This window comes from Cyanobium gracile PCC 6307 (assembly GCF_000316515.1).
Lineage (GTDB): Bacteria > Cyanobacteriota > Cyanobacteriia > PCC-6307 > Cyanobiaceae > Cyanobium > Cyanobium gracile.
This window is the reverse complement of sequence record NC_019675.1, coordinates 647,477-674,102: the sequence shown is the minus strand read 5'-3', so window position 1 is coordinate 674,102 and position 26,626 is coordinate 647,477. Positions and strand designations below refer to the sequence as shown.

Sequence of the window (26,626 nt, the reverse complement as noted above, 5' to 3'; positions counted from 1 at the left end):
TCCGGGTCGGCCCCTCAGGCGCTCATCGCCAGCATGCGCTCGATCGGCACCAGGGCCCGCCGGCGGATCTCCTCGTCGAGCTCGATCGCCGGCGCCATGGTGTGCAGGCACCGCCACAGCTTCTCCAGGGTGTTCAGCCGCATGTAGGGGCAGGCGTTGCAGCTGCAGCCGTCGGCCCCTGGGACTTCATGGAAGATCTTCTCCGGTGCCCGCCGCCGCATCTGATGGAGGATGCCCGGCTCGGTGAGCACGATGAAGGAGGGGGCCGGGCTGGTCTGGGTGCGCTGCAGCAGCTTGCTGGTGGAGCCGATGAAGTCGGCCAGATCAAGCAGGTGCTGCTGACACTCCGGATGGGCGATCACCTCGGCCTCGGGGTGTTCCTGGCGCAGGCGGAGCAGGGCCTGCTCGCTGAAGGTTTCGTGGACGATGCAGCTGCCGGGCCAGAGGGTGAGCTCCCGGCCGCTCTGGCGGGCCACCCAGCGCCCCAGGTTCTGGTCGGGGGCGAACAGGATCGGGCGATCGGCCGGCAGCTGCTGCACCAGGTGAACCGCGTTGCTGCTGGTGCAGATCAGGTCGCTCTGGGCCTTCACCGCCGCGGAGCAGTTGATGTAGCTCACCACGACATGGTCCGGGTGGCGCTGGCGGAAATCGGCGAAGGCATCGGCCGGACAGGCGTCGGCCAGGCTGCAGCCGGCCTCCAGGTCGGGCAGCAGCACCGTGCGGCCCGGGTTGAGGATCTTGGCGGTCTCCGCCATGAAGTGGACGCCGCAGAAGACGATCACCTCGGCGTCGGTGCTGGCGGCGCGACGGGAGAGCTCGAGGGAGTCACCGATGAAATCGGCGCAGTCCTGGATGGCGTCGTCCTGGTAGTAGTGGGCCAGGATGATGGCGTTGCGCTCGTCCTTGAGCGTTTCGATCGCAGCGGGCAGCTCAGCACCGGGCGGGCAGGCCTCGGGGCTGGGTTGGGGCGTGTGGGTCAGCGTCTGCGTGAAGACCAACCGATGCCCCTTCTCATGCACGATGATCCCACTCTAGGAAGCGGTCGGTATTGGCTGAGCTGAACATCGCCATCGCGGGGGATCTGCACGACCAGTGGGATCGCAGTGACCACGACGTGCTGGATCGGATCCGTCCGGATGCCCTGCTGCTGGTGGGCGACCTCAGCGACGGCAAGTGCCGCATTCCCGAACTGCTCGCCACCCTGGAATTGCCGATCGCCTGCGTCCTGGGCAACCACGATGCGGGCAAGGACGGCAGTGGCCGCACCCTGCGCCGCCAGTTGGAGCTGCTCGGGGAGCGGCACTGCGGCTGGGGTCTGAGGGAGCTGCGTCCCCCCGGGCTGGCCGTGGTGGGCGCCCGTCCCGGCACCGCCGGCGGCGGCTTCCACCTCTCGAAGGCGGTGCGATCGGTCTACGGACCGGTGGGCCTGCAGGAGTCCGCCGAGCGCATCAGCCGGGCGGCCCTGGCGGCCGATCCCCAGCTGCCCCTGATCCTGCTGGCCCATTCCGGCCCCAGCGGCCTGGGCACCCAGGTGGACGACCCCTGTGGCCGCGACTGGAAAGCCCCCGCCTGTGACTGGGGGGATCAGGATCTGGCCCTGGCGGTGGACCAGATCCGCCGCCGCCGCCGGCTGCCGCTGGTGGTGTTCGGCCACATGCACCACGCCCTCTGCCATCACCAGGGGGAACGGCTCAGCTTCCGCCGCGACGCCCAGGGCACCGCCTTCCTGAACACCGCCTGCGTGCCCCGCCATGGCGTGGATCAGCAGGGCCGCGCCCTGCGCCACTTCAGCTGGGTCGTCTTCTCCGACGGCGATCTGCGCCACATCAGCCACCGCTGGTACGGCATCGACGGCGCCCTCCATTACGAGCAGACCCTCTGGACGGCGGCCCTGCCGGCGGCGGGAGTGCTCAGCCCTTGCTGATTCACGCCTGCGTCAGCAGCCATGGCTTCGGCCACGGATCCCGCACAGCCTCGGTGCTCTGCGAACTCGCCGCCCTACGGCCCGACTGGCGGCTGGTGCTCTCCACCGGCTTGCCGCCGGCCTTTCTGAAGCTCTCCTTCGGACTTGTGCCCTTCGAGGTGCGTCCCTGCCGCTGGGATGTGGGGGTGATCCAGGCCGATGCCCTCGGTGCCGATCCGGCCGCCACCCTGACGGCCCTCGAGCGGCTGGAGGAGGAGCTGCCGGCGCTGGTGGAGCGCGAGGCCTGCTGGCTGGAGGCCCAGCGACAGCCGGTTCTGGTGCTGGGGGACGTGCCGCCGGCGGCGGCCCTGCTGGCCCGCCGGCTGGAGGCGCCTCTCGTGTGGCTGGCCAGCTTCGGCTGGGATGCGATCCATGCCCCCATGGGCCCGGCCTTCCGGCCCTGGGTCGAGCGGCACCGGCAGCTCTATGGCCAGGGGGATCTGCTGCTCCATTGCCCCCTGTCCCTGCCGATGGACTGGGGGGTGCCAGAGGTGCGGTTGGGCCTGACCAGCTCCCGGCCCCGACTCGACCCGGCGCGACTGGCCCGGGACCTGGCCCTGCCGGCGGAGTGGGAGCGGGTGGTGCTGGTCAGCTTCGGCGGCCTCGGCCTGGCGATCGACCCGGCGCTGCTGGCCCGCTGGCCCGAGCATGTCTTCATCGGACCGGAGCCGCTGCTGGCCACGGTGCCCAATGGCCGCTGTCTGCCACCGGGGGTGCGCCCCCTCGACCTGATGCCCCTGGCCGGACGGCTGATCACCAAGCCCGGCTACAGCAGCTTCTGCGAGGCCTTCAGCCAGGGGGTGGGCATCCATCTGGTGCACCGGATCGGCTTCGCCGAGGCACCGGTGCTGGAGGAAGACCTGCGCAACCACGGCTGGCATCGGCTGCTGAGCCAGGAGGCCTTCCGCTGTGGCGACTGGGAGCTGGATCTGCCCCTGCTCCCCCCCCGGCACGGCCCGCTGGCGGTCGACGGGGCCGCCGCCGCCGCGGAGACGCTCGTCTCCTGGCTGGAGGGACGATCAGCACTGCCTATGGGGCAGGGCTTCAGGATTTGATCATCTGTTCATTGAATCCGGAAGAAATCAGTCCCTGGCAGTAACCGGAATGCAAAACGTCATTCTTGATACCAGTAGACAGTTATTCGACCGTCACAAATAAGGAATCGATTCTGCTGATTCATCGGCAAATTACCGCCAACTCACGGCGACATGAATTCACTTTCTCCGTCCCGGGATCACTGGTTCTTCCTGTTGCCGTTCTCCAGAAGACCTGGTCACACCAAGCACATCAAGCCGGATTGACTCTGTTGTCCCTGCAACAGGTCTTCCCCCACTTGTCCTTCACGACCTCTTCTCTTGCCGAACCTCCAGCGCACCCCCCTGCTTCTTGCCCTCGCCGGACTGGGTCTGAGCCTGGCCGGGCCGGTCAGGGCCGCCGAGGGCTCCCTGGCCTGGGGGGGCAGCACCGCCACCGCCGCCGACTCCACCCGGGTCGCGATGCTCACGCCGCTGCCGGCCGCGCCCCGGGTGTTTGCCATCACCCCCGAGCGGCGTGCCCTGCTCAACACGATCCGCTACGCCGAGGGCACCTGGGCCAATGGCCATGAGATCGGCTACCGGATCCTCTTCGGCGGCAGCCTGTTCGACTCCCTCGAGCGCCATCCCAACCGGGTCATGCGCACGGCCCGCTACGCCAGTGCCGCCGCCGGGGCCTACCAGTTCATGCCCTTCACCTGGGACATGGTCACCCGGGCCCTCGGCGTCGCCGACTTCGGTCCCGAGTCCCAGGACCAGGCCGCCCTGTTTCTGGTGCAGCGTCGCGGTGCCCTGCACCTGGCCGACCGCGGCGAGCTGACCCCCGATCTGGCGGCCCGCCTGGCGCCCGAGTGGGCCTCCTTCCCCACCCTGGCCGGCCGCAGCTTCTACGGGCAGCCGGTGAAACGCCTCAACGACCTGCGCCGCTTCTACGAGCAGAACCTGGCCCAGCTGCGCAGGGAGGAGGCCACCGTCTGGGAGGACGTGGCCATCCGCCAGGTGCCCCCGGTCTGCAACGACGCCAGCCTGTCCTGTCAGCTGGAGCGCGTCAGCACCCCGGCTCCCTGATCTCAGCCCTCCCCCTTACCCTCCAGCCGCACACCGCCGAGCGTCTTCTGGGCGATCAGGTAGGCCAGCACCGCCGCCCCGAGGAAGCCCAGAACGTTGCGCAGCAGGGGCAGCACGTCGTGGGTACGGGTGATGATCGGTCCCATGCCCAGGGCGACGAACAGAATCACCCACAGGGGTGAGAGCAGCAGCACCCAGGTCCATTCCACCCGGCGACCTTCCTGGCGGGGGAAGGCGGCGAACCCGACGATCAGGCCCCCCAGGATCGAGGTGCACAACGTCAGGATCCACTGCTCCTGGGGCAGGCCGGGAACCACCTGGCAGCCGCCGATGGCCAGGCACCCCTTCACGGCATGGATGGCGGAGAGGATCGAACCGTCCTCCCCGTGGTCCCGCACGTAGAACTGGTTGCCGTAGCGGGTCTGGAGTTCTACCCAGAAGGTGCGGGGCATCAGGGCGAACAGGGCCTCACCCACGTTGAAGTTCAGCAGGTTGCCTCCGCGGGGATCGGCCACCAGCAGCAGGCTGCGCTCATCGAGGTCCCAGAAGCCCTTGACCGCCAGGCCGGGGGTGCGCTCGTACTGGGTCAGCACCCGCAGCTTCCAGCCGCTGGTGGCTTCGAACTCCTCCAGTTCGCTCTCCAGGGCCCCCCGTTCGCCGTCGGTGAGGGCCTTGGCCAGGTCGATCACCGGGGTGGGGTGATCGGGCAGCAGCTGGGGGTTGTCCGCCGCCAGGGCAGGTCCGACGGAGCCCGGCAGCAGCCAGGTGACGAGCACGAGGCAGACGCCGGCCAGGGCGGCCCCGAGCCGCCGCGCCAGGACGCCGCGCCGCTGCTGCCCATCCCGGTGCGGTTGCTGAGCCGCCATCGCAGCCGCTATCGGTGCCGTCGCTGCCGCCATCGCCATCGTTCCGTCGTCCATCGGTCAGCATTCTCACCGAGTCGCCCCGACGCCGCGTGATCCCTCCCTCCCCTGGCTTCCCGGCGGTTCCCGCCTGGCTGGCTCAGCGACTGCGAGCGGCGGGGGGCTCGGTGCCGTTCCTCGACTACATGGACTGGGCCCTGCACGACCCGGACCATGGCGCCTACGGCAGCGGCCGGCTCCAGATCGGCCCAGGGGGTGACTTCGCCACGGCCCCCTCCCTGGGGGAGGAGTTCGCCCGGCTGCTGGCCCCCCAGGTGGCCCAGTGGCTGGCCCTGCTCCCCGCTGATGAATCCCTGACCCTGGTGGAGACCGGCCCGGGAGAGGGACAGCTGGCCCAGCAGCTGGCCGAGGCGCTCCATACGGGCTGGCCCTCCCTGGCCGGGCGCACCGAGCTGGTGCTCGTCGAGCCGAATGCCGGCATGGCCGAGCGGCAGCGCCACCGCCTCGCCAGCTGCCCCCTGCCTGTGCGCTGGGCCGACCTTCGGACCCTGGCAGATGCCCCGCGGCGCGGGGTGGTGTTGGCCCACGAAGTGCTTGACGCCCTGGCCGTGGAGAGGATCGAGCGCCGGGGTGAAGGCTGGTGCCGCCAACGGGTCGTGCTGGAGGACGACGGTCTCCGGCTAGAGGCCGGTGAGCCCGTGTCCGGCGCAATGCTGGCATCGCTGGCCGATCTCGGACTGCTGCCCCTCGATGGACGTCGCCCCGAGGGCTGGTGCAGCGAGCTCCATCCCGGTCTGGCCCCCTGGCTGGCCGCCTGCGCCGGAGCCCTTGCCCAGGGCTGGCTGCTGGTGATCGACTACGCCCACGAGGCCCGTCGTTACTACGCGCCCCAGCGCAGCAACGGCACCCTGATGGCCTACCGCCGCCAGAGGGCCAGCGACGACCCGCTGCGGGAGCCGGGCCAGTGGGACCTGACCGCCCACCTCTGCCTGGAGAGCCTGGAGGTCGCCGCCCGGGCCGGTGGCTGGCAGCCCCAGGGCGTCTGCCGCCAGGGCGAAGCCCTGCTGGCCCTCGGTCTGGCCCAGCGTCTGCACGGGCTCCAGCGGGAGAGCGGTACGCCGCTGGCGCAGCTCCTTCAGCGCAGGGAGACCCTGCTGCGGCTGGTGGATCCGGCCGGGCTCGGTGAGTTCCGCTGGATCGCCCTGCGCCGCGACGGGGAACCGCCAACCCCAGGTATGGAACCGCTGTTCCTGAGTCCACCCTCGGTCTGATCCCGGGGGGCAGCGCCGCCCCTCAACGCAGCATTTCGCCCTCCGGGCAGCGTTTCACCCTCCGGCACCGTTCCATCCCACAGGTTGGCTGGCGTAGTCCTGCTCCAACCTTCAGGCGCCGAGAAAAGTCCGGTGAGATCGCCAGCATCACGATCGGCACAGAGCCGGTGCGGGAGAGCCACGGAGGCCGGTCAGAACCACTCCGACTGGGCCTCTTCGCGGGGATTGACGTTGGCCTGGGGGGTGGTGCGGCGGAACTCCATGGTGATGCTGCGCTTCTGTTCCCCATCGGCCGCCAGCGCCTCGATCGGGTAGAACTGCTGACCATCGCGGAAGGGCACCTGGAGCCGGAAGGTGCCATCGGCGGAGAGGGGAACGACCTCACCGCCGATACTCAGGCGGGCTGAGGGGTCGGTGGCTCCATAGACAATCAGCTCGGCATCGGCCACCAGCCAGAAGGAACGCTGCCGGGGGGCCACCCCACCGATGCCGGAACCGCTGCGGCCGGAGGCCCAGGGACCCGCGCCGGAGTCGGACAGGACACCGCCCGCCCCGTGCAGGCCGGCGGCGGAATCGATCTCGTGGAAGGCCTCCGAGCCGCGGCCCAGCCGCCGCCAGGGGCTGGTGGCGCTCTGGTAGAGCCGTTCGTGCAGATCGTTGACGATCTCGCCGGCCGGCGCGGCTCCCGGTGCCGGTTCGGCGGCGGGAGGCATGGAGAAAGCCACGAAGGGATCGGGCGTGGTCAGGGCCGGACCGTCCAGCTCCGGCACATGGGCGGTGGCGGAAAAGGCCAGGGAGATCCAACCGCCGCTGCCGCCCTTGCGGAAGCCCAGTTCCACCCGGTAGTCGCGGCCGGACAGGGGCACCGGCAGATACCACTCACTGGCCTGGCTGTCGACCACCACCTCCTGGAGGGTGTGGGGATGGGTGGACCCCCCATCGAGCCCGGTGACGTCGGCGACGCGCAGGCACAGCTGGGTGGCTCCCTCGGCCTGGGCCCGCTTCCGGTCGGCCGGCTCGATGAACCAGCGCACCTGGGACCACTGGGGATCGCGGGGAATGAAGGCCACCCAGCTGGCACCGCTGCCGGGCTCCTGGGGCGCGGGCTCAGGTATGGAGGACGCCTGTGCCGGCGCCGACGACGATGGGGGCTCCTCCGCGGGGGCGGCGGATGGGTCGGGGTCGGCGGTCTCCTGTGGGCCCCCGAGCCCGACGGTTCTGGCGAGGGCACCGAGTCGTCGCAGGGGCTGGCTCAGGATGTCTTTGAACCGGCTGGGACGAAGGCTCATGGGCCGTGCTGAAGAAAACCTTGCGGTGATGGTCTCCGATCCGAGGGGTCCGCGCCTTCCCTGTCAGCGAAAGACCACCTTTGAGCCCCTCTCCCCGGCCCCCTGGCCCGCAGGAGGGGGCCGCAGCGGGCCCCTGTGTCAGGGGGCGCCGATCGAAGTGGCGACCGCCAGGGTGGCCTGGATCGTGGCGGGATCGACGTCATCACGGATCGTGACCGACCCCACACCGGTGGGCAGGACGAAACGCACCTTCCCCTGACGCACCTTCTTGTCGGCCTGCAGGGAAGCCAGCACCGCCTCGGGATCCAGGGCCGGCCAGTCCATGGGCAGACCGGCGGCGGCGATCAGACGTCGCTGGCGGTCCTGATCGGCCTGGCTCCAGAGCCCCATGGCCACGGCGATGTCACCGGCCGCCAGCATGCCCAGGCCCACGGCCTCGCCGTGCAGCCAGGTGCCGTAGCCGCTGAGGTTCTCCACCGCATGCCCCAGGGTGTGTCCGTAATTGAGGATCGCCCGCAATCCCCCTTCCCGTTCGTCAGCCGCCACGACGCGGGCCTTGGCGGCGGCGGAACGTTCCAACAGCCGCTGCAGCAGCACCGGGCCGAGGGCGTCCCGGCTGGCCAGGCCCCCGCTGGGATCCCGCTCGGCGGCCGCCTCCAGATCCCGGAACAGGATCCCGTCGCCGATGACGGCGTACTTGATCACCTCCGCCATGCCGGCCCGGAACTCCCGTTCCGGAAGGGTCCCCAGCACCAGGGGATCGATCAGCACCAGCTTCGGCTGGTGGAAGGCGCCGATCAGGTTCTTGCCGCCGGGATGGTTCACGCCGGTCTTGCCGCCGATGGCCGCATCCACCATCGCCAGCAGGGTGGTGGGCACCTGCACCACGGCGATGCCCCGCAGCCAGGTGGCGGCGGCGAAGCCGGCCATGTCCCCCACCACACCGCCGCCGAGGGCGACGATCAGGGAGCTCCGCTCCAGGCGGTGGGCGAAGGCGGCGTCGTGGATGGCCGCCACCGTGGCGGGGGTCTTCTGTTCCTCACCGGCCTCGATCACCAGCGTCCGCACCACGAAGCCGGAGGCCTCCAGGCTCTGCAGCGCCCGGGCCCCGTGGAACGCGTCCACATCGGGGTTCGTCACCATCAGCACCCGGGTGCCGCTCTGGATTCCCCGTTCGAGCAGGAACGAACCGAGGCCCCCGAGCAGGCCCTCACCGATCAGGATCGGGTAAGGATCGGCAGCGAGGGACACCGTGATGGTGCGGTACTCCTGCGGCACGGACGAAGGGGCGAGGGTGGACCGAGGCTAGGCCTGGGGCGAGAGGCGCCGGACCACCTCCAGCACCGCCTCCCCGTAGCTGGCGAGCTTGGCGGTGCCGATGCCGGTGAGGCCGGCGAGCTCGTCGAGGCTGGTGGGACGGCGTTCGGCGATGGCCACCAGGGTGCGGTCATGAAAGACCACGTAGGGGGGCAGGCGCTGCTGCCGGGCCTGCTCCAGCCGCCAGGCCTTCAGGGCCGCCAGGAGTTCCGGATCGGCGGACTCCGCGCCGGCCGCGGGCGTTGCGGCTCCCCCGGAGGCGCGCCCACGCCGCTCCCGGGCCGGCGGCGGCAGCCGGATCTCGAGGCGGGACTCGCCCCGCAGCAGCGGCCGCACCAGCGCATCGGGGCCGAACTCCAGGCCGCCATGGCCATCGGCGGCCGCCACCAGGTACCCCCTGGCGGTGAGCTGGCGGAACAGGCTGCGCCACTGGAGCCGGTCCAGTTCCCTGCCGATCCCGTACACCCCCAGCCGGTCATGGCCGAGGCTGCGGACCCGGGCGGTGTCCCCCCCCAGCAGCACGTCCACCAGGTGGGCGGCGCCGAAGCGGCCGCCGGTGCGGTAGACGGCCGAGAGGGCCTTCCGCGCCGGCTCGGTCACGTCCACCCCCTGGTTCGGCTCCAGGCAGACGTCGCAGTTGCCGCAGTCGGCACTGCCTGTTTCGCCCAGATAGTCGAGCAGGATCCGGCGGCGGCAGCCGGAGGTCTCGGCGAAACCGATCAAGGAATCGAGCCGGCCGTGCTCGATGCGTTTCTGGGCCGGTTCGGCGTCGGACTCCTCGATGAAGCGACGCAGCGGTGGCACGTCAGCGGCGCCGTGCACCATCCAGGCAATCGCCGGCAACCCATCGCGGCCCGCCCGGCCCGTCTCCTGGTAGTAGGCCTCCAGGCTCTTGGGCAGGTCGACATGGGCCACGAAGCGCACGTCGGGCTTGTCGATGCCCATGCCGAAGGCGATGGTGGCCACCACGATCACGCCGCTGCCGTGACGGAAGCGCTCCAGAGCGGCGCTGCGTGTGTCCGCCGCCAGCCCGGCGTGGTACGGCAGGGCGTCATGCCCCTCGGCCTTGATCAGGGCTGCGAACTCCTCCACCCGCTTGCGGGAGCGGGCGTAGACGATGCCGGCGTGGCCCCGCTGGCTGGCGAGGAACTCCAGCAGCTGGCGCTTCGGGTCGCTCTTGTCCCGCAGCAGGTAACGGATGTTGGGCCGATCGAAGCTGGCCAGAAACACCGCTGCCTGCTCCAGGCCCAGGCGCGCCACGATCTCGGAGCGGGTGCGGGGATCGGCGGTGGCGGTGAGGGCGATGCGGGGAACGGCCCTGAAGCGCTCCGCGAGCACTGCCAGCTGCAGGTACTCGGGACGGAAATCGTGGCCCCACTGGGAGACGCAGTGGGCTTCATCGATGGCGAACAGGGCCAGGGGCAGGTCGGCGAGCCGCTCGATGAGGTCACCGTTCAGCAGCCGCTCCGGCGACACGTAGAGCAGATCCAGCCCGCCGGCCTGCAGCTCCCGCCAGGTGGCGGCGGCCGAGGCGGCGCTCTCGGCCGAATGGAGTGCGGCCGCCCGCACGCCCGCCTGCCGCAGGGCCCCCACCTGGTCCTGCATCAGGGCGATCAAGGGTGAGACCACCACCGCCGTGCCCGGCCGGCAGAGGGCCGGGATCTGATAGCAGAGCGACTTGCCGCCACCGGTGGGCATCAGCACCAGGGCCGACCCCCCGGAGCAGACGTGCTCGACGATGGCGGCCTGGGGGCCGCGGAAGGCGTCGTAGCCGAAGACCTCCCGCAGCACCTGCTTGGGCGTCGGCGTCATGGGGAATGGGAATCGGGCGGCACCGGGGGGCTCCTGCCTCGGTTCCGATTGTGCATCGCCCCGGCTCCGGCAGGATGCCCCCATGGCCCCACCCACCCCCGCCGCACCGGCAGCCACCCGCTCCGCCTGGGCGTTCCTGACCCCCGCCCTGGTGCTGCTCGCCGTCTCGGTGCTGATCCCGGCGGCGATGGCCCTGGTGATCAGCTTCACCCGCACCGGTCTGGATGTGGGCGAGCCGCTCACCTTCGTGGGCCTGGCCAACTTCCGCCGCCTGCTGGCCGACCCGATGCTGCTGCGGGTCACGGGCACCACCTTCCTTTATCTGGTGGGGGTGGTGCCGCCGATCGTGCTCGGATCCCTGGCCCTGGCGGTGCTGGTCAACCGCCAGCTGCCGGGGATCCACGCGTTCCGCGGTGCCTTCTACACCCCGGTGCTGGTGTCGCTGGTGGTGGCGGCGATCGCCTTCCGCTGGCTCTACGCCGAGAACGGCCTGGTCAACGGCTGGCTCGGCGCCCTGCTGGGGGATCGCTTCTCGCCGATCGGCTTCCTCACCTCCACCGGCCTGGCCCTGCCCTCGGTGATGCTCGTGACCCTCTGGAAGGGCCTCGGCTACTACATGGTCATCTTCGTGGCCGGCCTGCAGGGGATCTCCGCCGATCTCTACGAGGCGGCGGCCCTCGATGGCAGCGAGGGCTGGCGCCGCCATCTGGACATCACCCTGCCCCTGCTGAGGCCCTACATCACGCTGGTGGCGGTGATCTCGGCGATCGGGGCCACCAAGGTGTTTGAGGAGGTCTACCTGATGACCCAGGGGGGGCCGGCCGACAGCACCCGCACGATTGTGTATTACGTGTACGACCAGGCCTTTTCCGAGCTGGAGATCAGCTACGCCTGCACCGTGGGGCTGGCCCTGTTCCTGATCGTGCTGCTGCTCAGCCTGCTGCGCTACGCCTTCGCCGCCGACAATCCGCTCCAGTGATCCCCCGCCGGGGTGCTGCGACGCCCTGATGGCAGGCTGGTTTCCGCTCCGAGCCACCGACCCCAGGGTGCAGACCATCGCGGACCCCCTTTCCCAGGCCACGCCGGCACCGCTCGATTCCATCGGCATCGTCGGCGGTGGCCAGCTCGCCTGGATGCTGGCGGAGGCCGCCCGGGACCTCGGTGTCGCCTTGCATGTGCAGACGCCCGGCGCCGAGGATCCGGCCACCCGTGCCGCCGCCAGTGTGGTGCTGGCGCCGGTCGATGACGTGAACGCCACCCGGGAGCTGGCGGGCCGCTGCGGCGCCATCAGTTTCGAGAACGAGTGGATCCCGCTCGAGGATCTGCGGGGCCTGGAGGGGCCCGGGCTGCGATTCCTGCCGGATCTCGACGCCCTCCAGCCCCTGGTCAGCAAGGCGGGCCAGCGGCGGCTGCTCGGCGATCTGCATCTGCCCGCCCCCCGCTGGTGTCCCCTGGCCGATGTGCTCCAGCCGGAGCTTCCGCTCTCCCCGGGCGGCGATACGGATGGGTTGCCGCCGGCGGGCCCACCGAGCCCGCTGCAGGCGCCGGCGGTGCCGCGCCTCCCCGACGGCTTCCGCTTTCCCCTGATGGCCAAGGCCAGCCGGGGCGGCTACGACGGCCGGGGCACGGTGCCGGTGGCCGACCTGGGGGAGCTGGAGCAGCTGCTGGATCGCGTCGAGCCGGACGACTGGATCCTCGAGGAGCTGGTGGCCTTCGAGCGGGAACTGGCGATCGTGGCCTGCCGCGACCGACAGGGGCAGGTGGCCTGTTACCCCCTGGTGCAGACCCACCAGCACCGCCGTGTCTGCGACTGGGTTCTCTTCCCCGCACCGGTGGACCACCGGGTGGAGGTGTTCGCCCGCAACGTGGCCGCCTCCCTGCTCACCGCCCTGGATTACGTGGGGGTGCTGTCGATCGAGTTCTTCTACGGGCCCTCGGGGTTGCAGGTCAACGAGCTGGCCCCCCGCACCCACAACTCCGGCCATCTGACGATCGAGGCCTGCCGCACCAGCCAGTTCGCCCAGCAGGTGCGGATCGTCGCCGGTCTGCCGATGGGGGCCACCGAGGCCGTGGTGCCCGGGGCGCTGATGGTCAACCTGCTGGCGCCGGAGGCCGGTGATGACGACCAGCTGGCGCGACGCCGGGCACTGGAGGCCCTCCCGGACGCCCACCTGCACTGGTACGGCAAGCGGGGCGGAGGGGTGGGTCGCAAGCTGGGCCACCTGACCCTGCTTCTGCAGGGCCGAACCGCAGAAAAGCGGGAACTGGAACGGCAGCGCCTGTTGGCCGAGGTGCGGGCCATCTGGCCGCTCCCCCACCAACCCGCCTAGGATGCATCTGGACTGCTGTGTTGGTGACTGCCTTTCACAGTTTTCTGATCTGACTCCCTTTCGACACGGGGAGTCTTCAGCGACGGCAACGTAGACCGGCTTCATTGCCGGAAACGAAGCCCCGCCCCTGACTCCCCTTCTGGTTCATCCAGGTCGAACACTGGGGCAAGACGGCACGGCGGTCCACCCCTTTTCACCCCATCCCGATCGCACCCGGGCCGGCATGCTGGGGACACGTCGCCCCGCCGCCGTGAACAGCGAGCCTTCGAGCTTCCAGCAGGCCTTCGAGCGCCTGCTCGCCCGTGCCCCGGGTCCGGTGTTCCCCCGGGCCCGGGCGCTGTATCTGCAGAAGTACCCCCTGGAAGGGGAGGCGACGGGCGAGTTCCGCACCTTCCTGCTGGAGGAGGAGATCCAGGAAAGTCCCGCCGGTGCCCTGCGGATCCGGGCCCTGGCATTGGCGATCGTGGCCTGGGGCCAGCCCCGCTTCGATGCGGCCGCTGCCGCGGCCTATCTGGAGCGCCGCTGGGGTCTCCACCCCAGCGATCTGCAGGTGGTGGAAGGGGCGAACTGGTTTCGCGACAGCGGTGCCTACGGCCGCTTTGGCACCCCGGCCGTCTACGAACGGGTGGCCCCCACCAGCCTGCTCAGTTCGTCAGCCGATCCAGCTCCTCCTGCAGCTGATCCCGGCTCAGCCGGGTGACCACGAACACCTCCTGGGCCGTGCTGCCCCGGCGGGCCAGCAGCTTGTGGCCCCCGGTGATCGGGGTCGACACCCGCAGCCGCAGGCCGACGCTGCGGCCCCTGACCCGGGTGATCACTGCCGGGGTGATCGTGTCGATCTCCGGCAGGGTCGCCAGCCGCCTGAGCAACGGGATCAGGCCCTCCACGTAGGTGCTGTGGGTGATCACCAGCCGGGCCATGGGTGCTGCTCAGCCGTGGCCCAGGGGAGCCATGGTCAGACCTTCGGCGGAGAGCAGCTGGTGGTACAGCTCCCCCTGCTCGAGCGGTCCGCTCCAGACCACCGCAGATCCCTCGCCATCGATGCGGTGGGCCAGCTCCCAGGCCCGGTCGGGCTGCATGCCGGGCAGATGGCGCACGAGCACCGCGACCACGTGCTGAAACGTGTTGACGTCGTCGTCGAGCACGATCACGTTGACACTGGGGTAGGGCGCGGACCGGCGCTGGGCGATCGGTGCGGGACTTCTCGAGGGGGCGACGACCATGGGCCTGCAGCGGCTGCCGGTCCCCAGCGTAGGTAACATGCCGGGAGTCTTGAACCGGGCCCGATGTTGATCACCCTTGGTTGGTCCGCCCTTGCGGCCATCTTCACTTTCTCGATCGCCATGGTGGTGTGGGGCCGCAACGGTGACAACAGCATCGGTTTCTGATCTGGCCTTCCCCACCACCACCCTGCTGGCGGGCCTGGCCTCTGCCCTGCTGCTCTTCGTGAGTGTGGGCGTGATCTATCTCTCCACCGTCGAATGGCGCGACAAGCGTCGGCGCCGCTCCAGCGAAGGCCGGAACCGCTGATGGGAGACGCTGCGGCGGCCCCGGCGTGAGGGGGGCCGATGGGCTTCTGTTGCTGATTCCCCCCCCGCTGGTGGCCAGGCCATCGCCACCGTTCGCTGACGCCCGTTTGCCGCAGGGTCACCACCGATGAAGGAGCGGCCCTGGGGCCGGCAGCCGCGTCTCTCCCTCCCTGGCTCCACCCCGCCGGCGATTCCATGAACCGCCCGATCCATCGTCTGCGCCGCTCGCTGATGGCACCGGCCCTGCCCCGGCTACCCCGGGGGCTGCCTGGGCCGCTGCCCCTGCCGCTCACCACGGTCACCCTGCTGCTGTTGCTGCTGCTGCCCAGCCTCACCCTGTGGCGCTGGCCCCGGCCCCGCGCCCAGGGACTTGAGCAGCTGATGGCGGTGAGCAGCCTGCTGCAGAGCTTCCCCGCCAGCCCGGAGCGGGCGGTTCCGGCCCTCTGGCGTGACCGCCTCGGCGAGGCAGCGGGCCGCCGGCTGTGGCGCGAGCAGCGCCGCACCTGGTGGCAGTTCTGGGGGCCGCACACCGATGGGGGCGCCTACCTGGTGGTGCAGGAGAACGCCGCCGCCGGGGCCCAGCGGCCCCTGCCGGCCCAGGGCCTGCGGGTGGGGAACCTGCTGGTGGTGGCACCGGACCCCCTCTCCCGGCGCCTGCTGCAGGACCAGCTGCGGCCGGACCAGCGGGCCGGCCGCGGACTGTTCAGCACCTGCCTGCCCCGGCTGGAGAGCGGTCAGGGGGTCTTCTGGAACGCCTCCGGCCTCGGGGCGCTGGTGGGGCCCCTGGCCCCCCTGCTGGAGGCCTACCAGGAGGGTTGCTTCTCCCTGTCACTGGAGGGCTCGGAGGTGCGCTGGCAAGGCGAAGCCTCCGACCGCCCCGCCTCCACCGGCCCGGCGGGCCGCCTGAGGATCCCGGACCTGCCGCCCACCTCCCGGCCGCCGCTGCCCGCCGACCTTCTGCTGGAGCTTCAGGGCTCCTCCCTCGAGCAGCTGTTCCGTGGCCTTCTGACCCGGCAGCTGATCCGCGATCCCCTGGCAGCCCGCTACGGCATCGACACCAAGGGGCTCGCCCTGCTGCGGCGTTCCCCCTTCCGGCTGCGTCTCCAGCCCCAGCCCTCCGGTGCTTTCCAGGCTTCGCTCGAGCTCCAGGTGGCGGTGGGGGCCGACCGCCAGGGCTGGCGCCAGCTGCTTCAGGGTCTGGCCCGGGCCCTGCAGGCCCAGGGGCTGGAGGCTGGCCCCGCCACGGCCGCATCCCAGGCGGTGGCCGCCACCTGGAGCCGGCAGGACGGCGTGGTGCTGGGGGGATGGCGCTGGATCGGCGAGGGGGGACCAGCACCCCAGCTGCTGCTGTTCCTCGGTCCGGTGCCGGGCCGCTGGCAGGCCATGACCACCAGAGGGGCGAGCGCCCCGGCCAGCGGCGAGCTGTGGTTGCGGGTCCGACCCCGGGGGCTTGACCAGCTGGGCCTGCTCCCCGAACCCCTGCCGGAGCTGGTGCGCCGTGCCGATCAGTTGTGGATGGAGGCCGTTCCCGGCACAACGGCCACCGGAGCCGATGGGCTCAGCTGGCTGAAGGGACGCCTTCAGGTGAGCCGCTGACGGCTTGGCGCTCGCGCCGCCGCCGCTCGGCGGCCACCGTTTCCTCCATGAGCTCGACGGCCATGGACATCTTCTCCAGGTTGCTGGCGTAGAGGGCGAGGTCCTTATCGAGACGGTCGCGCAGCAGGCCCATCGACTCGCCGATCTCATGGGCCAGCTGGCGCAGGGCCTGGGGTTCCATGGCGTCGTCGGCCAGGGCCTGCTCCAGCAGGGCCAGCAGGCCGACGGCCATCAGACGCGAGTAGTGGAAGTCGGGCCGGCGGATGCCGGCCAGGGCGGTGGCCACCGGCGCCGGGGCCCCCGCCCCCTGGCTTTCGATCCACTGGCGCACCTCGGCCTGGCTGTGGCGTCCCATGGCGGCCAGCGCTTCCTGGCACTGGCGGCGCAGGTCGGGGCCATCGAAGCCGGAGGAGGCGCACAGGGCCTGGAAAAGGGGGCCCTTCTGGGCCTCGGGGCGGTAGCCCCGGGCAAAGCCATCGAACACCTGGATGAGTCCGACGGCGAACAGGGCATCAATCTGGAAGCCCTTCTGACGGCTCAGCAGGTGGAGCTCCACCAGCAGTTCGTCGACCATGCGCCGGTAGAGGGGACTGATGACATGGGGGAAGGCGCCGTGGAAGGCGCGCTTGCTGTCGGCGACGGTGAGAGCAGCGCTCACGCGGATGGATTCTTCGTTGCAGCGACCTTAGCGCTGCAGGCACTCGACCCGATCGGCGGCTGGGTAGGATCGTTTCAATCGCCTGTCTGGAGCCCATGATCCCGATCGTCATCGAGGAGTCGGGTCGCGGTGAAAGAGCCTTCGACATCTATTCCCGCCTGCTGCGCGAGAGGATCATCTTCCTCGGCGAACCGGTAACGGCGGAGTCTGCCAACCGCGTGGTGGCCCAGCTGCTGTTTCTGGAGGCCGAAGATCCTGAAAAGGATATCTTCCTCTATGTCAATTCCCCCGGCGGTTCTGTTTACGACGGACTCGGCATCTTTGACACGATGCAGCACATTAAACCCGATGTGCAGACCGTCTGCGTGGGCCTGGCGGCCAGCATGGGTGCCTTCCTGCTCTGCGCCGGCGCTAAGGGCAAGCGCAGCAGCCTCAGCCATTCCCGAATCATGATCCACCAGCCCCTCGGCGGGGCCCGGGGCCAGGCCAGCGACATCCGCATCCAGGCCGACGAGATTCTCTATCTGAAGGACAAGCTCAACCGCGAACTGGCGAGCCGGACCGGGCAGGATCTGGAGCGCATCCAGATCGACACCGACCGGGATTTCTTCATGTCCCCGGCCGAAGCGATGGCCTACGGCCTGATCGACAAGGTGATCGAGAAGCGGCCTGTTCGCCCCGTCTGAGCCCCTGCCGCCCACAAAAAAGGGCCTGCCGGAGCAGGCCTTTTTTCAGGCGCCGAAGCCGAAGCTCAGGGAGCTTCCCTGATCTCGGCCACGGCGGCGCCCTGAGCGGGGGCGGTGGCCAGGTCTGCGGCGGTGAGCAGGGGGGAGAAGCGATCCTTGTCGGGTATCGAAGCGAACTCGGAGACGATCAGACGGAACTCGTCACCATCGAGGCTCTCCTTCTCGATCAGCAGCTCCACCAGCCGGTCCATGCAGGCCCGGTGGTCAGCCACGAGCTTGACGGTGTCGGCGTAGCAGCTCTGGACGATCTGGCGGACGGCCTCATCGATCTTGTGGGCGATGGCATCGGAGACATCGCTGCGGGTCATCAGGTCGCGGCCCAGGAACACCTCCTGGTTGCCGGCCTCCAGGGACATCGGACCCAGATCGCTCATGCCGAAGCGGGTCACCATCTGTCGGGCCATCGAGGCCACCTGCTGGATGTCACCCCCGGCCCCGGTGGTCACCTCCGAATGGCCGAACACCACGTCCTCGGCGGCACGACCCCCGAGGGCCCCCATGATCCGGGCCCGCAGCTGGGCACGGCTGACGAGCATCTGCTCCTCATCGGGGGCGAACCAGGTGAGGCCCTGGGCCTGGCCCCGGGGGATCAGGGTGACTTTCTGAACAGGGTCGTGCTGCTTCACCAGGGTGCCCACCAGGGCATGGCCCACTTCGTGGTAAGCGATCAGACGCTTGCTGCGGCCATCGGTGAGGGGCTTGCCCTCCATGCCGGCGATGATCCGGTCGACGGCATCGTCGATCTCCGCCAGACCGGTGGCCTCCTTGCGCCGGCGGGCGGTGAGAATCGCCGCTTCATTCAGCAGGTTGGCCAGGTCGGCGCCGGTGAAGCCGGGGGTGCGGCGGGCGATCATCTCCAGGGAGACGTCGTCGGCCAGCTTCTTGTTGCGGCTGTGCACCTTGAGGATCGAGAGCCGTCCCTTGATGTCGGGCGCATCCACCTGCACCTGGCGATCGAAGCGGCCTGGCCGCATCAGGGCCGAATCCAGGACGTCGGGTCGGTTGGTGGCGGCGATGATGATGATGCCGCTGTTGCCCTCGAAGCCATCCATCTCGGTAAGGAGCTGGTTGAGGGTCTGCTCCCGCTCATCGTTGCCGCCGCCGATGCCGGCGCCGCGCTGGCGGCCGACGGCGTCGATCTCATCAATGAAGATCAGGCAGGGGCTGTTTTCCTTGGCCCGTTTGAACAGGTCGCGGACCCGGCTGGCGCCAACGCCGACGAACATCTCCACGAACTCCGAACCGGAGAGAGAGAAGAAGGGCACCCCTGCCTCGCCGGCGATCGCCTTGGCGAGAAGGGTCTTGCCGGTGCCGGGAGGGCCCACCAGCAGCACGCCGCGGGGGATTTTGGCTCCCACAGAGGTGAAGCGCTCGGGTGTCTTGAGGAAGGTGACCACCTCCTGAAGGTCCTGCTTGGCCTCTTCCACCCCGGCCACGTCGTCGAACTTGACGCCGGTTTCGGCCTCCATGGCGAAACGGGCCTTGGACTTGCCGAACTGCATGGCCTGGCCGGGCCCACCCGGCATGCCGGAGGAGCGCCGGGCCAGGAAGATCAGCGAGCCGATCAGCAGCAGTGGGAAGAGAAGGTTGCCCAGGAGGCCCAGGGCCGGCGGGGTGGACTTGGGGGGATGAACATCGAAGCTGATGCCCTGATCCTTGAGTTTGTTGATCAGCTCGGGAGCCACGCCGGGCAGATCGACGCGCAGGCGCTGGACGCGGTTGTCGAGGTCAGGGTCCACCGCCTCAATGACGGCGGTGCGACCCCCGTCGAAGATGTCAACGGCGGTGACACGCCCGGCCTCCACGTAATCCAGGAAACGGCCGTAGCTCATCCGGGCCACCGCCGCATTGCGGGGGGCGGTGGTGTCGCCACCACTGCCGGCGGGGGCCAGGCGCCCTCCGGAACTCAGCAGCTGCCAGCCCAGGAAGAGGGCCACGGCGACCGGCAACAGCCACAGGGCAAGGACACGCCAGCGCTGATTCATGGTTGTGAAGCTTTTGGACAACCTTAAGAGCGCGGGGCCCGGCAACGGGAGCTCGGCAGCCCCGGAGCGGACGGCTCAGCTGGCCTGCAGCCAGGGGTTGAGCTCAATGCCGCCGGCGGCAGCCTCGGGGACGGGGGCCGATTCCATGATCAGTTCGCGGGACTCGATCGATTCGAGCAGCTCCGGGCCGCCCAGGCCGTGGGTCCAGATCTCCACCTCGCTCATTTCGGGACACTGAAAGGTCAGGAGTTCGAAAGGAAAGACGACCCGTTCGAGGAAGAACTGCCCCGGCCCGATGCAGCGCAGGATGACCATGCGGTCGGAGCTGTTCCGGTAGCCGCAATCCACCTGTTCTGTCCTGGCCAGTTGATCCAACACCTTCATGCGGCGACGTCCATACCATCAAGCCATTGCGGCTGTGGGGATTCGGTGACGAAGGCGACGGATTGGCAGTCTTAATGTTTTCTTCGATTCTCTCAGGGCGAAGCCGGGGCTAGGCCTGCCCGGGCGATGGCGTCGGGCCCCGTGCGCGGTGACGGCAGCCTGGCCGCTCCCCCCCCCGAGCTCCCCCGCGACTTCAGAGACTCCTGAGGGCTGCGATTGGATCCAGTCGGGCGGCGCGGCGGGCCGGCACCACCCCGAAGAACAGGCCGATCGAGCCGGACAGCCCCACCGTCAGCAGCACGGTGCTGGCCTCGATCGTGGCCGGCAGGGGGGTGAAGGCCGCCACCAGGGCCACGGTGCCCAGGCCCATGGCGCTGCCGATCACCCCGCCCAGGCTGGCGAGCACCAGGGACTCCACCAGAAACTGGAGCAGCACGTCGCTGCTGCGGGCTCCGAGGGCCTTGCGCAGGCCGATTTCCTCGGTGCGTTCACTCACCGACACCAGCATGATGTTCATGATGCCGATCCCGCCCACCAGCAGGGACACGGCGCCGATGGCCGCGAGCATCAGGGTGAGCCCGCCGGTGATCGTGCCGACGATCGTGAGGGCATCCTTCTGGGAACGCACGGCGAAGTCGTCCTCCCGCAGGATGCGGTGGCGCTGGCGTAGCAGGTTGGTGATCTGGAAGGCGGCGGCGCCGGTGCTGGCCTCGTCGCGGGCCTCCACGCTGATGAAGGTGAGGCTGACGCCGAAGGTGGGATCCCGTCCGCTCAGCTGGCTCACCATGGTGGTGAGGGGGATGTAGGCGTTCTCGTCCTGGTTGGAGCCGAACACCGCCCCCTTGGAAGCCAGAACGCCGATGACCTCGAAGGACTTGTCCCGGATGCGCAGCTGGCGGCCCAGGGCTTCGCCGGTGGGCATCAGCTTCTTCTGCAGATCGGGCCCGATCACCACCACGTTGCGGGCGCCCTTGAGATCGCGCTCGTCGATGAAGCGGCCCCGGGTCACTTCGAAACTGCGGACCGGCAGGAATTCCGGCGTCACCCCCGAGACCGAGATCGTTGAGCTGAAGCCCCCGGCCTGGGCCACCTCATTGAGGGTGATCTGGGGGGCGACGCGGCGCACGCTCGGCACCTGCTCGGCGATCGCCTTGGCGTCCTCCAGCACCAGGGTGCGCGGGGTCTCGATCCCCTGGCGCCGGGTGTCGTTGTTGCCCGGCACCACGAACAGCACGTTGGCGCCCAGGGTGCTGAGCTGGCTCTCGGCAAGGTTCTGGGCGCCGCGCCCGACCCCCACCAGGGTGATGACCGAGGCGTTGCCGATCACGATGCCGAGCATGGTGAGCAGGCTGCGCAGACGGTTCGAGCGCAGCGTCAGCAGCGCCATGGCCACCGTCTCGCTCAGGGGCAGCTTGGAGGCCATGGCGGCGCAGCCGGAGTCGCTTCGGTTCTAGAGGAAAGAGGGCACCTCCGAAGGGTGGGCACTGCGGGGGCCCCGGTGCACCACCCCCTCCTGAATCTCGAGGGTGACCACCTCGCCCATGCGCAGTTCGAGGGTGGCGTTGGCCACCCCCACGATCACCGGCACCCCGAGTCGCTCGGCGATCACGGCGGCGTGGCTCTGGCGGCCCTCCTCCTCGGCAATCACCCCGCGGGCCTTGCGGATCGCCTCCAGGTAGGCGGCGCTGGTCTCGCGGACCACCAGGATCTCGCCGGCCTCCAGACGGGCCGCATCCTCCGGTGAGCTGGCCAGGCGCACCTTGCCGCTCACGGTGCCGCTGCCGATGCCGACACCACGGCCCATGACGGCGGAGACGATGCCCACCTTGACCAGGTCGGTGGAGCCGCTCACCCCTTCGAGGGTGCCGGCGGTCTGGACCACCAGGTCACCGGCACCCAGGAGCCCCAGCTGCTGGGCCGTGGCCATGGCCACGCTGAAGGTGCGGCTGCTGCTGGATTGGTCCTGGATCAGCAGGGGGTTGACCCCCCACACCAGCTGCAACTGCCGCGCCACCGTCACATCGGAGGTGATCGCCAGGATCGGGGTGCTGGGGCGGAACTTGCTGACGTTGCGCGCCGTGGAGCCGGTCTTGGTGAGGGGCAGGATCGCCGCGGCGTTGAGCTGGCGGGCGATGCTGCTGACCGCCTGGCAGATGGCATTGGGAATGGTGGTGGCCATGTGGCTGTCGAGCACCCGCTGGGGGTAGTCGCGCTCGATGCGACGGGCGATCTGGTCCATGGTGGCCACCGCCTCCACCGGGTAGTCCCCCACGGCGGTTTCGTTGGAGAGCATCACCGCATCAGTGCCGTCGAGGATGGCGTTGGCCACATCGCTCACCTCGGCCCGGGTGGGCCGGGGACAGGCGGCCATCGAATCGAGCATCTGGGTGGCGGTGATGATCGGGATGCCGAGGCTGTTGGCTTTGCGGATCAGTTCCTTCTGCAGCAGCGGCACCTCCTCGGCGGGCATCTCCACCCCGAGGTCGCCCCGGGCCACCATCACCCCATCGCAGAGGGGCAGGATCGCGTCGATGGCGTCGATGGCCTCGAATTTCTCGATCTTGGCCACCACCGGCGTGTTGTGGCCCTGGCTGCGGATCAGTTCCCGGATCTCCAGCATGTCGGAGGGGTTGCGCACGAAGCTCAGGGCCACCCAGTCGACGCCCTGCTGCAGCCCGAAGGCCAGGTCACGCCGGTCCTTGGGCGTGAGGGCCCGGATCGAGAGCTGCACATCGGGAAAGTTCACCCCCTTGTTGTTGGAGAGCACCCCGCCCACCGTCACCCGGCACTTCAGGGTCTGCCCGGGGCCGTCGACCTCCACCACCACCATCTCCACCCGGCCGTCATCGAGCAGGATCCGACTGCCGCTGGTCACCTCATCTGCCAGCCGGTCGTAGGTGACGGTGGCGATGGTGTGGTCGCAGTTGACGGCGCGGGATGTAAGCGAGAAGGGATCCCCCTTGGCCAGGGTGATGGGACCGGCCTGGAAGCGGCCCAGACGGATCTTGGGACCCTGCAGGTCCTGGAGGATGCCGATGTGAACGCCCAGTTCGTGGGCCACCTGGCGGATGGTGGCGATCCGATCGGCGTGATCGCTGTGATCGCCGTGGGAAAAGTTGAGACGGAAGGTGGTGGCGCCGGCGGCGATCAGCTGCCGCAGCACCTCGGGCGACTCGGTGGCGGGCCCGATCGTGGCCACGATCTTTGTGCGACGCATGAGATCGTGAGGGGCCATTGGACGACCGATGACAAGGGCGGAAACTACCATCCGGACTTGCCCGGAGCGCGCTTGCAATGGACTTTCACGACTACCAGCAACGCTCCCGTGAGACGGCGCGCTATCCCGATGCCGGCAACAACATCCTCTATCCCACCCTGGGCCTGTGCGGCGAGGCCGGTGAGGTGGCCGACAAGGTGAAGAAGGTGCTGCGCGACCGAGCGGGGGTGTTCAGCCCCGAGGTTCGCGACGACCTGCGGCTGGAGCTGGGGGACGTGCTCTGGTACGTGGCCCAGTTGGCCACGGAACTGGGGCTGGATCTCGACGACGTGGCGGCCGCCAACCTGGCCAAGCTGGCCGACCGGGTGAACCGTAACGTGATCGCAGGCAGCGGCGACCGGCGGTGACTCAGGCAGGGATCGTCGTTCCAGGGACCAGGACTCCGGCCGGACCGTGGGCCGGCAGGCTGGCCGCCACCCGGGTCGGGCCCCTCCTCGGGCTGCTGGTGCGGCTGGCGCTCGTGCTGCTGGTCGTCTGCGGTGCCCCGGCCCTGGCCGGCGCCACCGACCTGACGGTGTCACAGGTGGTTCTGGAGCCCTGCCCCGCCGATGACCTGGCCACCCAGCCCACCCTGGCCCGCCCCAGTGGTGCCACCTGCTGGGCGCTGCGGGGCGTGGTGGTCAACCCCGGATCGAAGCCGGTGGTGGATACCGATGTGTTCGGCCTGATCCTCGATGCCAGCGGTGAACCGGTGCTGCCGAACCGCACCCGGGTGGGATCGATCGGTGATGTGCCCCCCGGGCGCTCAAGCTTTGCCCTGCGGCTGGCGGTGCCGGCCGGTACCCCGGGCCCCCTGGGCACCCGCAGCGTCAAAGCCCGGGGGTTCAGCGCCCCGGTGCGTACGCGTGCCGGCGTCGACGACGAGCTCCTGCCCCTGGAGGAGGCCCTGGCGACGTCCCCGGCCGCCGACCCTCAGTAGAGGCCGCCGGAGAGGCTGGCGATGGAGGCCCCCAGCAGGCTCTGGGCCAGCTGCAGGGCGATGAAGGCCACCAGCGCCGAAAGGTCGAGGCCACCCAGCGGCGGAATCAGCCCGCGGAAGGCGTTGAGGTAGGGGTCGGTGATGGCGCTGACGCTGGAGAGCAGCGGATTGCTCCAGTCGAGATTGGGGAACCAGCTCAGCAGCACGCGGACCAGCAGCACCAGGAGGTAGATGCTCAGGGTCTGGGCCAGCACCTGGAGCAGGAAGACGAGGATGCTCATGGAAGGGGTCGGAGGATGGGCTGCAGGCTTGCGCCATTTGTTGGGCCAACTCTATGGATCCGCCTCCTCGTCGGGAGGCGGCGGCGTTCCGGCCGTCTCGGCGGCCGCCAGGCGGGAGCCGAGGGCGGCCAGATCATCGGCCTTCAGGGAGAAGGTGCGATGGAACTTCTCGCTCAGGCTCAGCCAGTAGGAGCGGCCGTCGCTCTGGCGGCGGCGTTCGATGAAGTCCTGGGCGAGGAGCTCCCTGATGTGGTCATAGGCCCCCGAGCCGCGCAGCTCCACCAGCTCCGACTGCAGCAGGCGCTTCTTGAGGGCGATGGTGGCCAGGGTCCGCAGGGCGGCGACCGAGAGATCCACCGGCAGCAGGTTCTGGACCAGATCCCCCAGGCCGGCGCGCAGCTGCAGGGCGTAATGCTGGCCCTCCTGGTGGATCTCCAGGGCGGTGTCCCGGTGCGCGTAGTCGGCCATCAGGGTGATCAGGGCCAGCTCCGTCTCGTCCCGGTCGATGCCGGCGATGGCGGCCAGCTCCCCCAGCTCCAGGGGCCGGCCCTTCAGATAGAGAATCGCCTCGAGCCGGGCCGGCAGGGACAGCCCCGGGGTGGCCGCCGCGGAGGGGTCGCCGTCGGGGGGCAGGGCGTCGGGTTCAGCCATGGGGACGTCCGGCACGGCGTGGCGGCAACGTATCGCAGGCCTCAGACCCCCACCAGCCCGCCCGGACTGGGCAGGGGCCGTCCCACCTCACCCAGGAACAGCCGGTAGGCCGGATTGCCCGTCTCCTCCCAGTGCTGGTAGGGGAGATCGGCGAGGAAGGCCCGCCACGCCTCCAGCTCCCCCGGGGGCACCTGCACCCCGACCACGATGCGCCCGACGTCGGCGCCGTGGTTGCGGTAGTGGAAGATGCTGATGTTCCAGTTCGGGTGCAGGGCGTTCACGAAGGCCATCAGGGCCCCGGGCCGCTCCGGGAACACGAAGCGGTACAGCCGCTCCTCCCCCTGGTTCAGGGCCGCCCCAGCACTGGCCGGCAGCCGGCCGCCGACCATGTGACAGAGGTGGAGCTTGGCCAGCTCGTCACCGCTCAGATCGAGGCAGGGAAAGCCCTGGGACTCGAGGGCGTCCATCAGCTGACGGGTGTCCTGGTGCCCGCTGATCTGCACCCCTAAGAAGATGTGGGCCAACTGGGGGTCGGCGAGGCGGTAGCTGAACTCGGTGAGGCTGCGCTGGCCGAGGACAGCGCAGAAGCGCGCCAGGCTGCCGGGTTGCTCCGGGATCTCCACCGCCAGCAGGGCTTCGCGCTCCTCGCCCAGTTCGGCCCGCTCGGCCACGAAGGCCAGCCGGTCGAAATTCATGTTGGCGCCGCAGGCCACTGCCACCAAAGTGCGGTCCCGGAGCTGTCGCTGGGCCACATCCTTCTTCATGCCCGCCACCGAGAGGGCGCCGGCGGGTTCCAGGATCGAGCGGGTGTCCTCGAAGACGTCCTTGATCGCGGCGCAGATCTCGTCGGTGTCCACCGTGACCATGCGGTCGACGCAGCGCTGGGCCAGGGCGAAGGTGTGCTCGCCCACCTGACGCACGGCCACCCCGTCGGCGAACAGGCCCACCTGCTCCAGCCGCACCCGCTCCCCCGCCGCCAGGGAGCGGGTCATGGCGTCGGCATCACTCGGCTCCACCCCGATCACCTCCACCCGGGGCCAGAGACTCTTGACGTAGGCGCCGATCCCCGCGATCAGGCCGCCGCCGCCCACCGCCACGTAGATGGCATCGGGGGGATCGGAGCACTGGCGCAGGATCTCAAGGGCAATCGTGCCCTGACCGGCGATCACGTCCGGATCGTCGAAGGGATGGATGAAGGTGAGCCCCCGCTGGCGCTGCAGGCGGTGGGCTTCCTCACAGGCCTCGTCGTAGGTGTCGCCGTGGAGCACCACCTCGGCCCCCCGGGCCGCCACGGAGCGCACCTTCATCTCCGGCGTCGTGACCGGCATCACGATCACGGCGGTGCAGCCCAGCCGCTGGGCCGCCAGGGCCACCCCCTGGGCATGGTTGCCGGCGCTGGCGGCGATCACCCCCCGGTCGAGCTCGGCGCGCTCCAGGCCCGCCATCTTGTTGTAGGCGCCGCGCAGCTTGAAGCTGAACACGGGTTGGAGATCCTCCCGTTTCAGCAGCACCTGGTTGTGGAGTCGGCGGGAGAGGTTGGGGGCGGGATCGAGGGGGGACTCGATCGCCACGTCGTACACCCGGGCCCGCAGGATCCGCTGCAGGTAGGCGGTCGCCCCGGGGAAGGCGTCGTCGTCGGCCGTGGTCATCGTT

28 protein-coding genes and 1 other RNA gene are annotated in these 26,626 nt (G+C 69.9%); 14 read left to right on the top strand and 15 right to left on the bottom strand.

Annotation, left to right across the window (positions count from 1 at the left end):
* Positions 1 to 14 precede the first annotated feature (14 nt).
* The gene (gene nadA, locus CYAGR_RS03035) at positions 15 to 980 is read right to left on the bottom strand and encodes a quinolinate synthase NadA (RefSeq protein ID WP_043326297.1); all 966 of its coding nucleotides are present in this window, start codon (positions 978 to 980) and stop codon (positions 15 to 17) included.
* 68 nt (positions 981 to 1,048) lie between these two features.
* Here nadA and CYAGR_RS03030 point away from each other — a divergent pair, with 68 nt between their 5' ends.
* The 3 genes from CYAGR_RS03030 to CYAGR_RS03020 all read left to right on the top strand — a co-directional run bounded on the left by CYAGR_RS03030 (position 1,049) and on the right by CYAGR_RS03020 (position 4,065).
* Positions 1,049 to 1,924 (top strand): TIGR04168 family protein, encoded by an 876-nt coding sequence (locus tag CYAGR_RS03030; protein WP_015108296.1) that lies wholly within the window; start codon positions 1,049 to 1,051, stop codon positions 1,922 to 1,924.
* Positions 1,918 to 3,018 (top strand): hypothetical protein, encoded by a 1,101-nt coding sequence (locus tag CYAGR_RS03025; RefSeq protein ID WP_015108295.1) that lies wholly within the window; start codon positions 1,918 to 1,920, stop codon positions 3,016 to 3,018. The genes CYAGR_RS03030 and CYAGR_RS03025 overlap by 7 nt, the downstream gene beginning before the upstream one ends.
* 300 nt (positions 3,019 to 3,318) lie before the next feature.
* A complete protein-coding gene (locus tag CYAGR_RS03020; protein ID WP_015108294.1) occupies positions 3,319 to 4,065 on the top strand; it encodes a glycoside hydrolase family 24 protein in 747 nt (248 codons plus the stop codon).
* Positions 4,066 to 4,067: 2 nt separating this feature from the next.
* On the opposite strand, the gene CYAGR_RS03015 is transcribed toward CYAGR_RS03020, so the two are convergent.
* Positions 4,068 to 4,931: a TPM domain-containing protein gene (locus tag CYAGR_RS03015; protein ID WP_015108293.1), complete on the bottom strand. Its 864-nt coding sequence runs from the start codon at positions 4,929 to 4,931 to the stop codon at positions 4,068 to 4,070.
* A gap of 89 nt (positions 4,932 to 5,020) precedes the next feature.
* Between CYAGR_RS03015 and CYAGR_RS03010 the strand changes: the two genes are divergently transcribed.
* Positions 5,021 to 6,199: a class I SAM-dependent methyltransferase gene (locus tag CYAGR_RS03010; RefSeq protein ID WP_015108292.1), complete on the top strand. Its 1,179-nt coding sequence runs from the start codon at positions 5,021 to 5,023 to the stop codon at positions 6,197 to 6,199.
* Positions 6,200 to 6,390: 191 nt separating this feature from the next.
* On the opposite strand, the gene CYAGR_RS03005 is transcribed toward CYAGR_RS03010, so the two are convergent.
* The 3 genes from CYAGR_RS03005 to recQ form a co-directional block, all read right to left on the bottom strand.
* Positions 6,391 to 7,488 carry a DUF4912 domain-containing protein gene (locus CYAGR_RS03005; RefSeq protein WP_015108291.1) on the bottom strand — a complete coding sequence of 366 codons (1,098 nt, stop codon included), beginning with the start codon at positions 7,486 to 7,488 and terminating at the stop codon, positions 6,391 to 6,393.
* 138 nt (positions 7,489 to 7,626) lie between these two features.
* Positions 7,627 to 8,766, bottom strand: a complete 1,140-nt coding sequence (gene aroB, locus CYAGR_RS03000; protein WP_015108290.1) for a 3-dehydroquinate synthase — start codon at positions 8,764 to 8,766, stop codon at positions 7,627 to 7,629.
* Positions 8,767 to 8,793: 27 nt separating this feature from the next.
* The gene (recQ, locus tag CYAGR_RS02995) at positions 8,794 to 10,617 is read right to left on the bottom strand and encodes a DNA helicase RecQ (RefSeq protein ID WP_015108289.1); all 1,824 of its coding nucleotides are present in this window, start codon (positions 10,615 to 10,617) and stop codon (positions 8,794 to 8,796) included.
* Between the two features lie 82 nt (positions 10,618 to 10,699).
* Between recQ and CYAGR_RS02990 the strand changes: the two genes are divergently transcribed.
* From CYAGR_RS02990 to CYAGR_RS02980, 4 genes are all read left to right on the top strand, one after another.
* Complete coding sequence (locus CYAGR_RS02990) at positions 10,700 to 11,596, top strand: carbohydrate ABC transporter permease (RefSeq protein ID WP_015108288.1); 897 nt, start codon at positions 10,700 to 10,702, stop codon at positions 11,594 to 11,596.
* Positions 11,597 to 11,624: 28 nt separating this feature from the next.
* Positions 11,625 to 12,947 carry a 5-(carboxyamino)imidazole ribonucleotide synthase gene (locus tag CYAGR_RS02985; protein ID WP_015108287.1) on the top strand — a complete coding sequence of 441 codons (1,323 nt, stop codon included), beginning with the start codon at positions 11,625 to 11,627 and terminating at the stop codon, positions 12,945 to 12,947.
* Positions 12,948 to 12,953: 6 nt separating this feature from the next.
* A non-coding RNA gene (gene ssrS, locus CYAGR_RS16845) (6S RNA) lies at positions 12,954 to 13,136 on the top strand.
* Positions 13,137 to 13,197: 61 nt separating this feature from the next.
* Entirely contained in the window at positions 13,198 to 13,647 is a 450-nt protein-coding gene (locus CYAGR_RS02980; RefSeq protein WP_156818369.1) for a hypothetical protein, read from the top strand.
* Here the strand turns inward: CYAGR_RS02980 and CYAGR_RS02975 are convergent.
* Entirely contained in the window at positions 13,592 to 13,867 is a 276-nt protein-coding gene (locus tag CYAGR_RS02975; protein WP_015108285.1) for a DUF2103 domain-containing protein, read from the bottom strand. The genes CYAGR_RS02980 and CYAGR_RS02975 overlap by 56 nt on opposite strands.
* Before the next feature lie 9 nt (positions 13,868 to 13,876).
* Entirely contained in the window at positions 13,877 to 14,170 is a 294-nt protein-coding gene (gene clpS / locus CYAGR_RS02970; protein ID WP_043325364.1) for an ATP-dependent Clp protease adapter ClpS, read from the bottom strand.
* Positions 14,171 to 14,233: 63 nt separating this feature from the next.
* Here clpS and petN point away from each other — a divergent pair, with 63 nt between their 5' ends.
* The 3 genes from petN (at position 14,234) to CYAGR_RS02965 (ending at position 16,072) form a co-directional block, all read left to right on the top strand.
* Positions 14,234 to 14,335 (top strand): cytochrome b6-f complex subunit PetN, encoded by a 102-nt coding sequence (petN, locus tag CYAGR_RS16840; protein ID WP_015108283.1) that lies wholly within the window; start codon positions 14,234 to 14,236, stop codon positions 14,333 to 14,335.
* Positions 14,313 to 14,477 (top strand): hypothetical protein, encoded by a 165-nt coding sequence (locus CYAGR_RS18105; protein ID WP_015108282.1) that lies wholly within the window; start codon positions 14,313 to 14,315, stop codon positions 14,475 to 14,477. The genes petN and CYAGR_RS18105 overlap by 23 nt, the downstream gene beginning before the upstream one ends.
* A 194-nt stretch (positions 14,478 to 14,671) precedes the next feature.
* Entirely contained in the window at positions 14,672 to 16,072 is a 1,401-nt protein-coding gene (locus tag CYAGR_RS02965) for a hypothetical protein (RefSeq protein WP_015108281.1), read from the top strand.
* Here CYAGR_RS02965 and psb29 read toward each other — a convergent pair.
* Positions 16,035 to 16,730, bottom strand: coding sequence for a photosystem II biogenesis protein Psp29 (gene psb29 / locus CYAGR_RS02960; protein WP_015108280.1), 696 nt, complete (start codon positions 16,728 to 16,730; stop codon positions 16,035 to 16,037). The two genes, CYAGR_RS02965 and psb29, sit on opposite strands and share 38 nt — an antisense overlap.
* Positions 16,731 to 16,825: 95 nt before the next feature.
* On the opposite strand from psb29, the gene clpP reads away from it, so the two are divergent.
* Positions 16,826 to 17,416 carry an ATP-dependent Clp endopeptidase proteolytic subunit ClpP gene (clpP, locus tag CYAGR_RS02955; protein WP_015108279.1) on the top strand — a complete coding sequence of 197 codons (591 nt, stop codon included), beginning with the start codon at positions 16,826 to 16,828 and terminating at the stop codon, positions 17,414 to 17,416.
* A gap of 65 nt (positions 17,417 to 17,481) precedes the next feature.
* Here clpP and ftsH read toward each other — a convergent pair whose 3' ends face one another.
* From ftsH to pyk, 4 genes are all read right to left on the bottom strand, one after another.
* A complete protein-coding gene (ftsH, locus tag CYAGR_RS02950) occupies positions 17,482 to 19,461 on the bottom strand; it encodes an ATP-dependent zinc metalloprotease FtsH (protein WP_015108278.1) in 1,980 nt (659 codons plus the stop codon).
* A 75-nt stretch (positions 19,462 to 19,536) separates the two neighbouring features.
* Entirely contained in the window at positions 19,537 to 19,845 is a 309-nt protein-coding gene (locus CYAGR_RS02945) for a DUF1830 domain-containing protein (protein WP_015108277.1), read from the bottom strand.
* A 193-nt stretch (positions 19,846 to 20,038) separates the two neighbouring features.
* Positions 20,039 to 21,268 (bottom strand): ABC transporter permease, encoded by a 1,230-nt coding sequence (locus tag CYAGR_RS02940; RefSeq protein WP_015108276.1) that lies wholly within the window; start codon positions 21,266 to 21,268, stop codon positions 20,039 to 20,041.
* Positions 21,269 to 21,295: 27 nt separating this feature from the next.
* Positions 21,296 to 23,080 carry a pyruvate kinase gene (gene pyk, locus CYAGR_RS02935; RefSeq protein WP_043325362.1) on the bottom strand — a complete coding sequence of 595 codons (1,785 nt, stop codon included), beginning with the start codon at positions 23,078 to 23,080 and terminating at the stop codon, positions 21,296 to 21,298.
* Positions 23,081 to 23,139: 59 nt separating this feature from the next.
* On the opposite strand from pyk, the gene CYAGR_RS02930 reads away from it, so the two are divergent.
* Both CYAGR_RS02930 and CYAGR_RS02925 read left to right on the top strand, forming a co-directional pair.
* Positions 23,140 to 23,469 (top strand): nucleoside triphosphate pyrophosphohydrolase family protein, encoded by a 330-nt coding sequence (locus CYAGR_RS02930; RefSeq protein ID WP_015108274.1) that lies wholly within the window; start codon positions 23,140 to 23,142, stop codon positions 23,467 to 23,469.
* Between the two features lie 98 nt (positions 23,470 to 23,567).
* The gene (locus CYAGR_RS02925) at positions 23,568 to 24,041 is read left to right on the top strand and encodes a hypothetical protein (protein ID WP_015108273.1); all 474 of its coding nucleotides are present in this window, start codon (positions 23,568 to 23,570) and stop codon (positions 24,039 to 24,041) included.
* Here CYAGR_RS02925 and CYAGR_RS02920 read toward each other — a convergent pair.
* The 3 genes from CYAGR_RS02920 to ilvA are packed head-to-tail and all read right to left on the bottom strand — an operon-like array spanning position 24,035 to position 26,622.
* Positions 24,035 to 24,322 carry a YggT family protein gene (locus tag CYAGR_RS02920; protein ID WP_015108272.1) on the bottom strand — a complete coding sequence of 96 codons (288 nt, stop codon included), beginning with the start codon at positions 24,320 to 24,322 and terminating at the stop codon, positions 24,035 to 24,037. The genes CYAGR_RS02925 and CYAGR_RS02920 overlap by 7 nt on opposite strands.
* A gap of 51 nt (positions 24,323 to 24,373) precedes the next feature.
* The gene (scpB, locus tag CYAGR_RS02915; protein ID WP_015108271.1) at positions 24,374 to 24,973 is read right to left on the bottom strand and encodes an SMC-Scp complex subunit ScpB; all 600 of its coding nucleotides are present in this window, start codon (positions 24,971 to 24,973) and stop codon (positions 24,374 to 24,376) included.
* A 41-nt stretch (positions 24,974 to 25,014) separates the two neighbouring features.
* A complete protein-coding gene (gene ilvA / locus CYAGR_RS02910) occupies positions 25,015 to 26,622 on the bottom strand; it encodes a threonine ammonia-lyase, biosynthetic (RefSeq protein WP_015108270.1) in 1,608 nt (535 codons plus the stop codon).
* Positions 26,623 to 26,626: the final 4 nt, after the last annotated feature.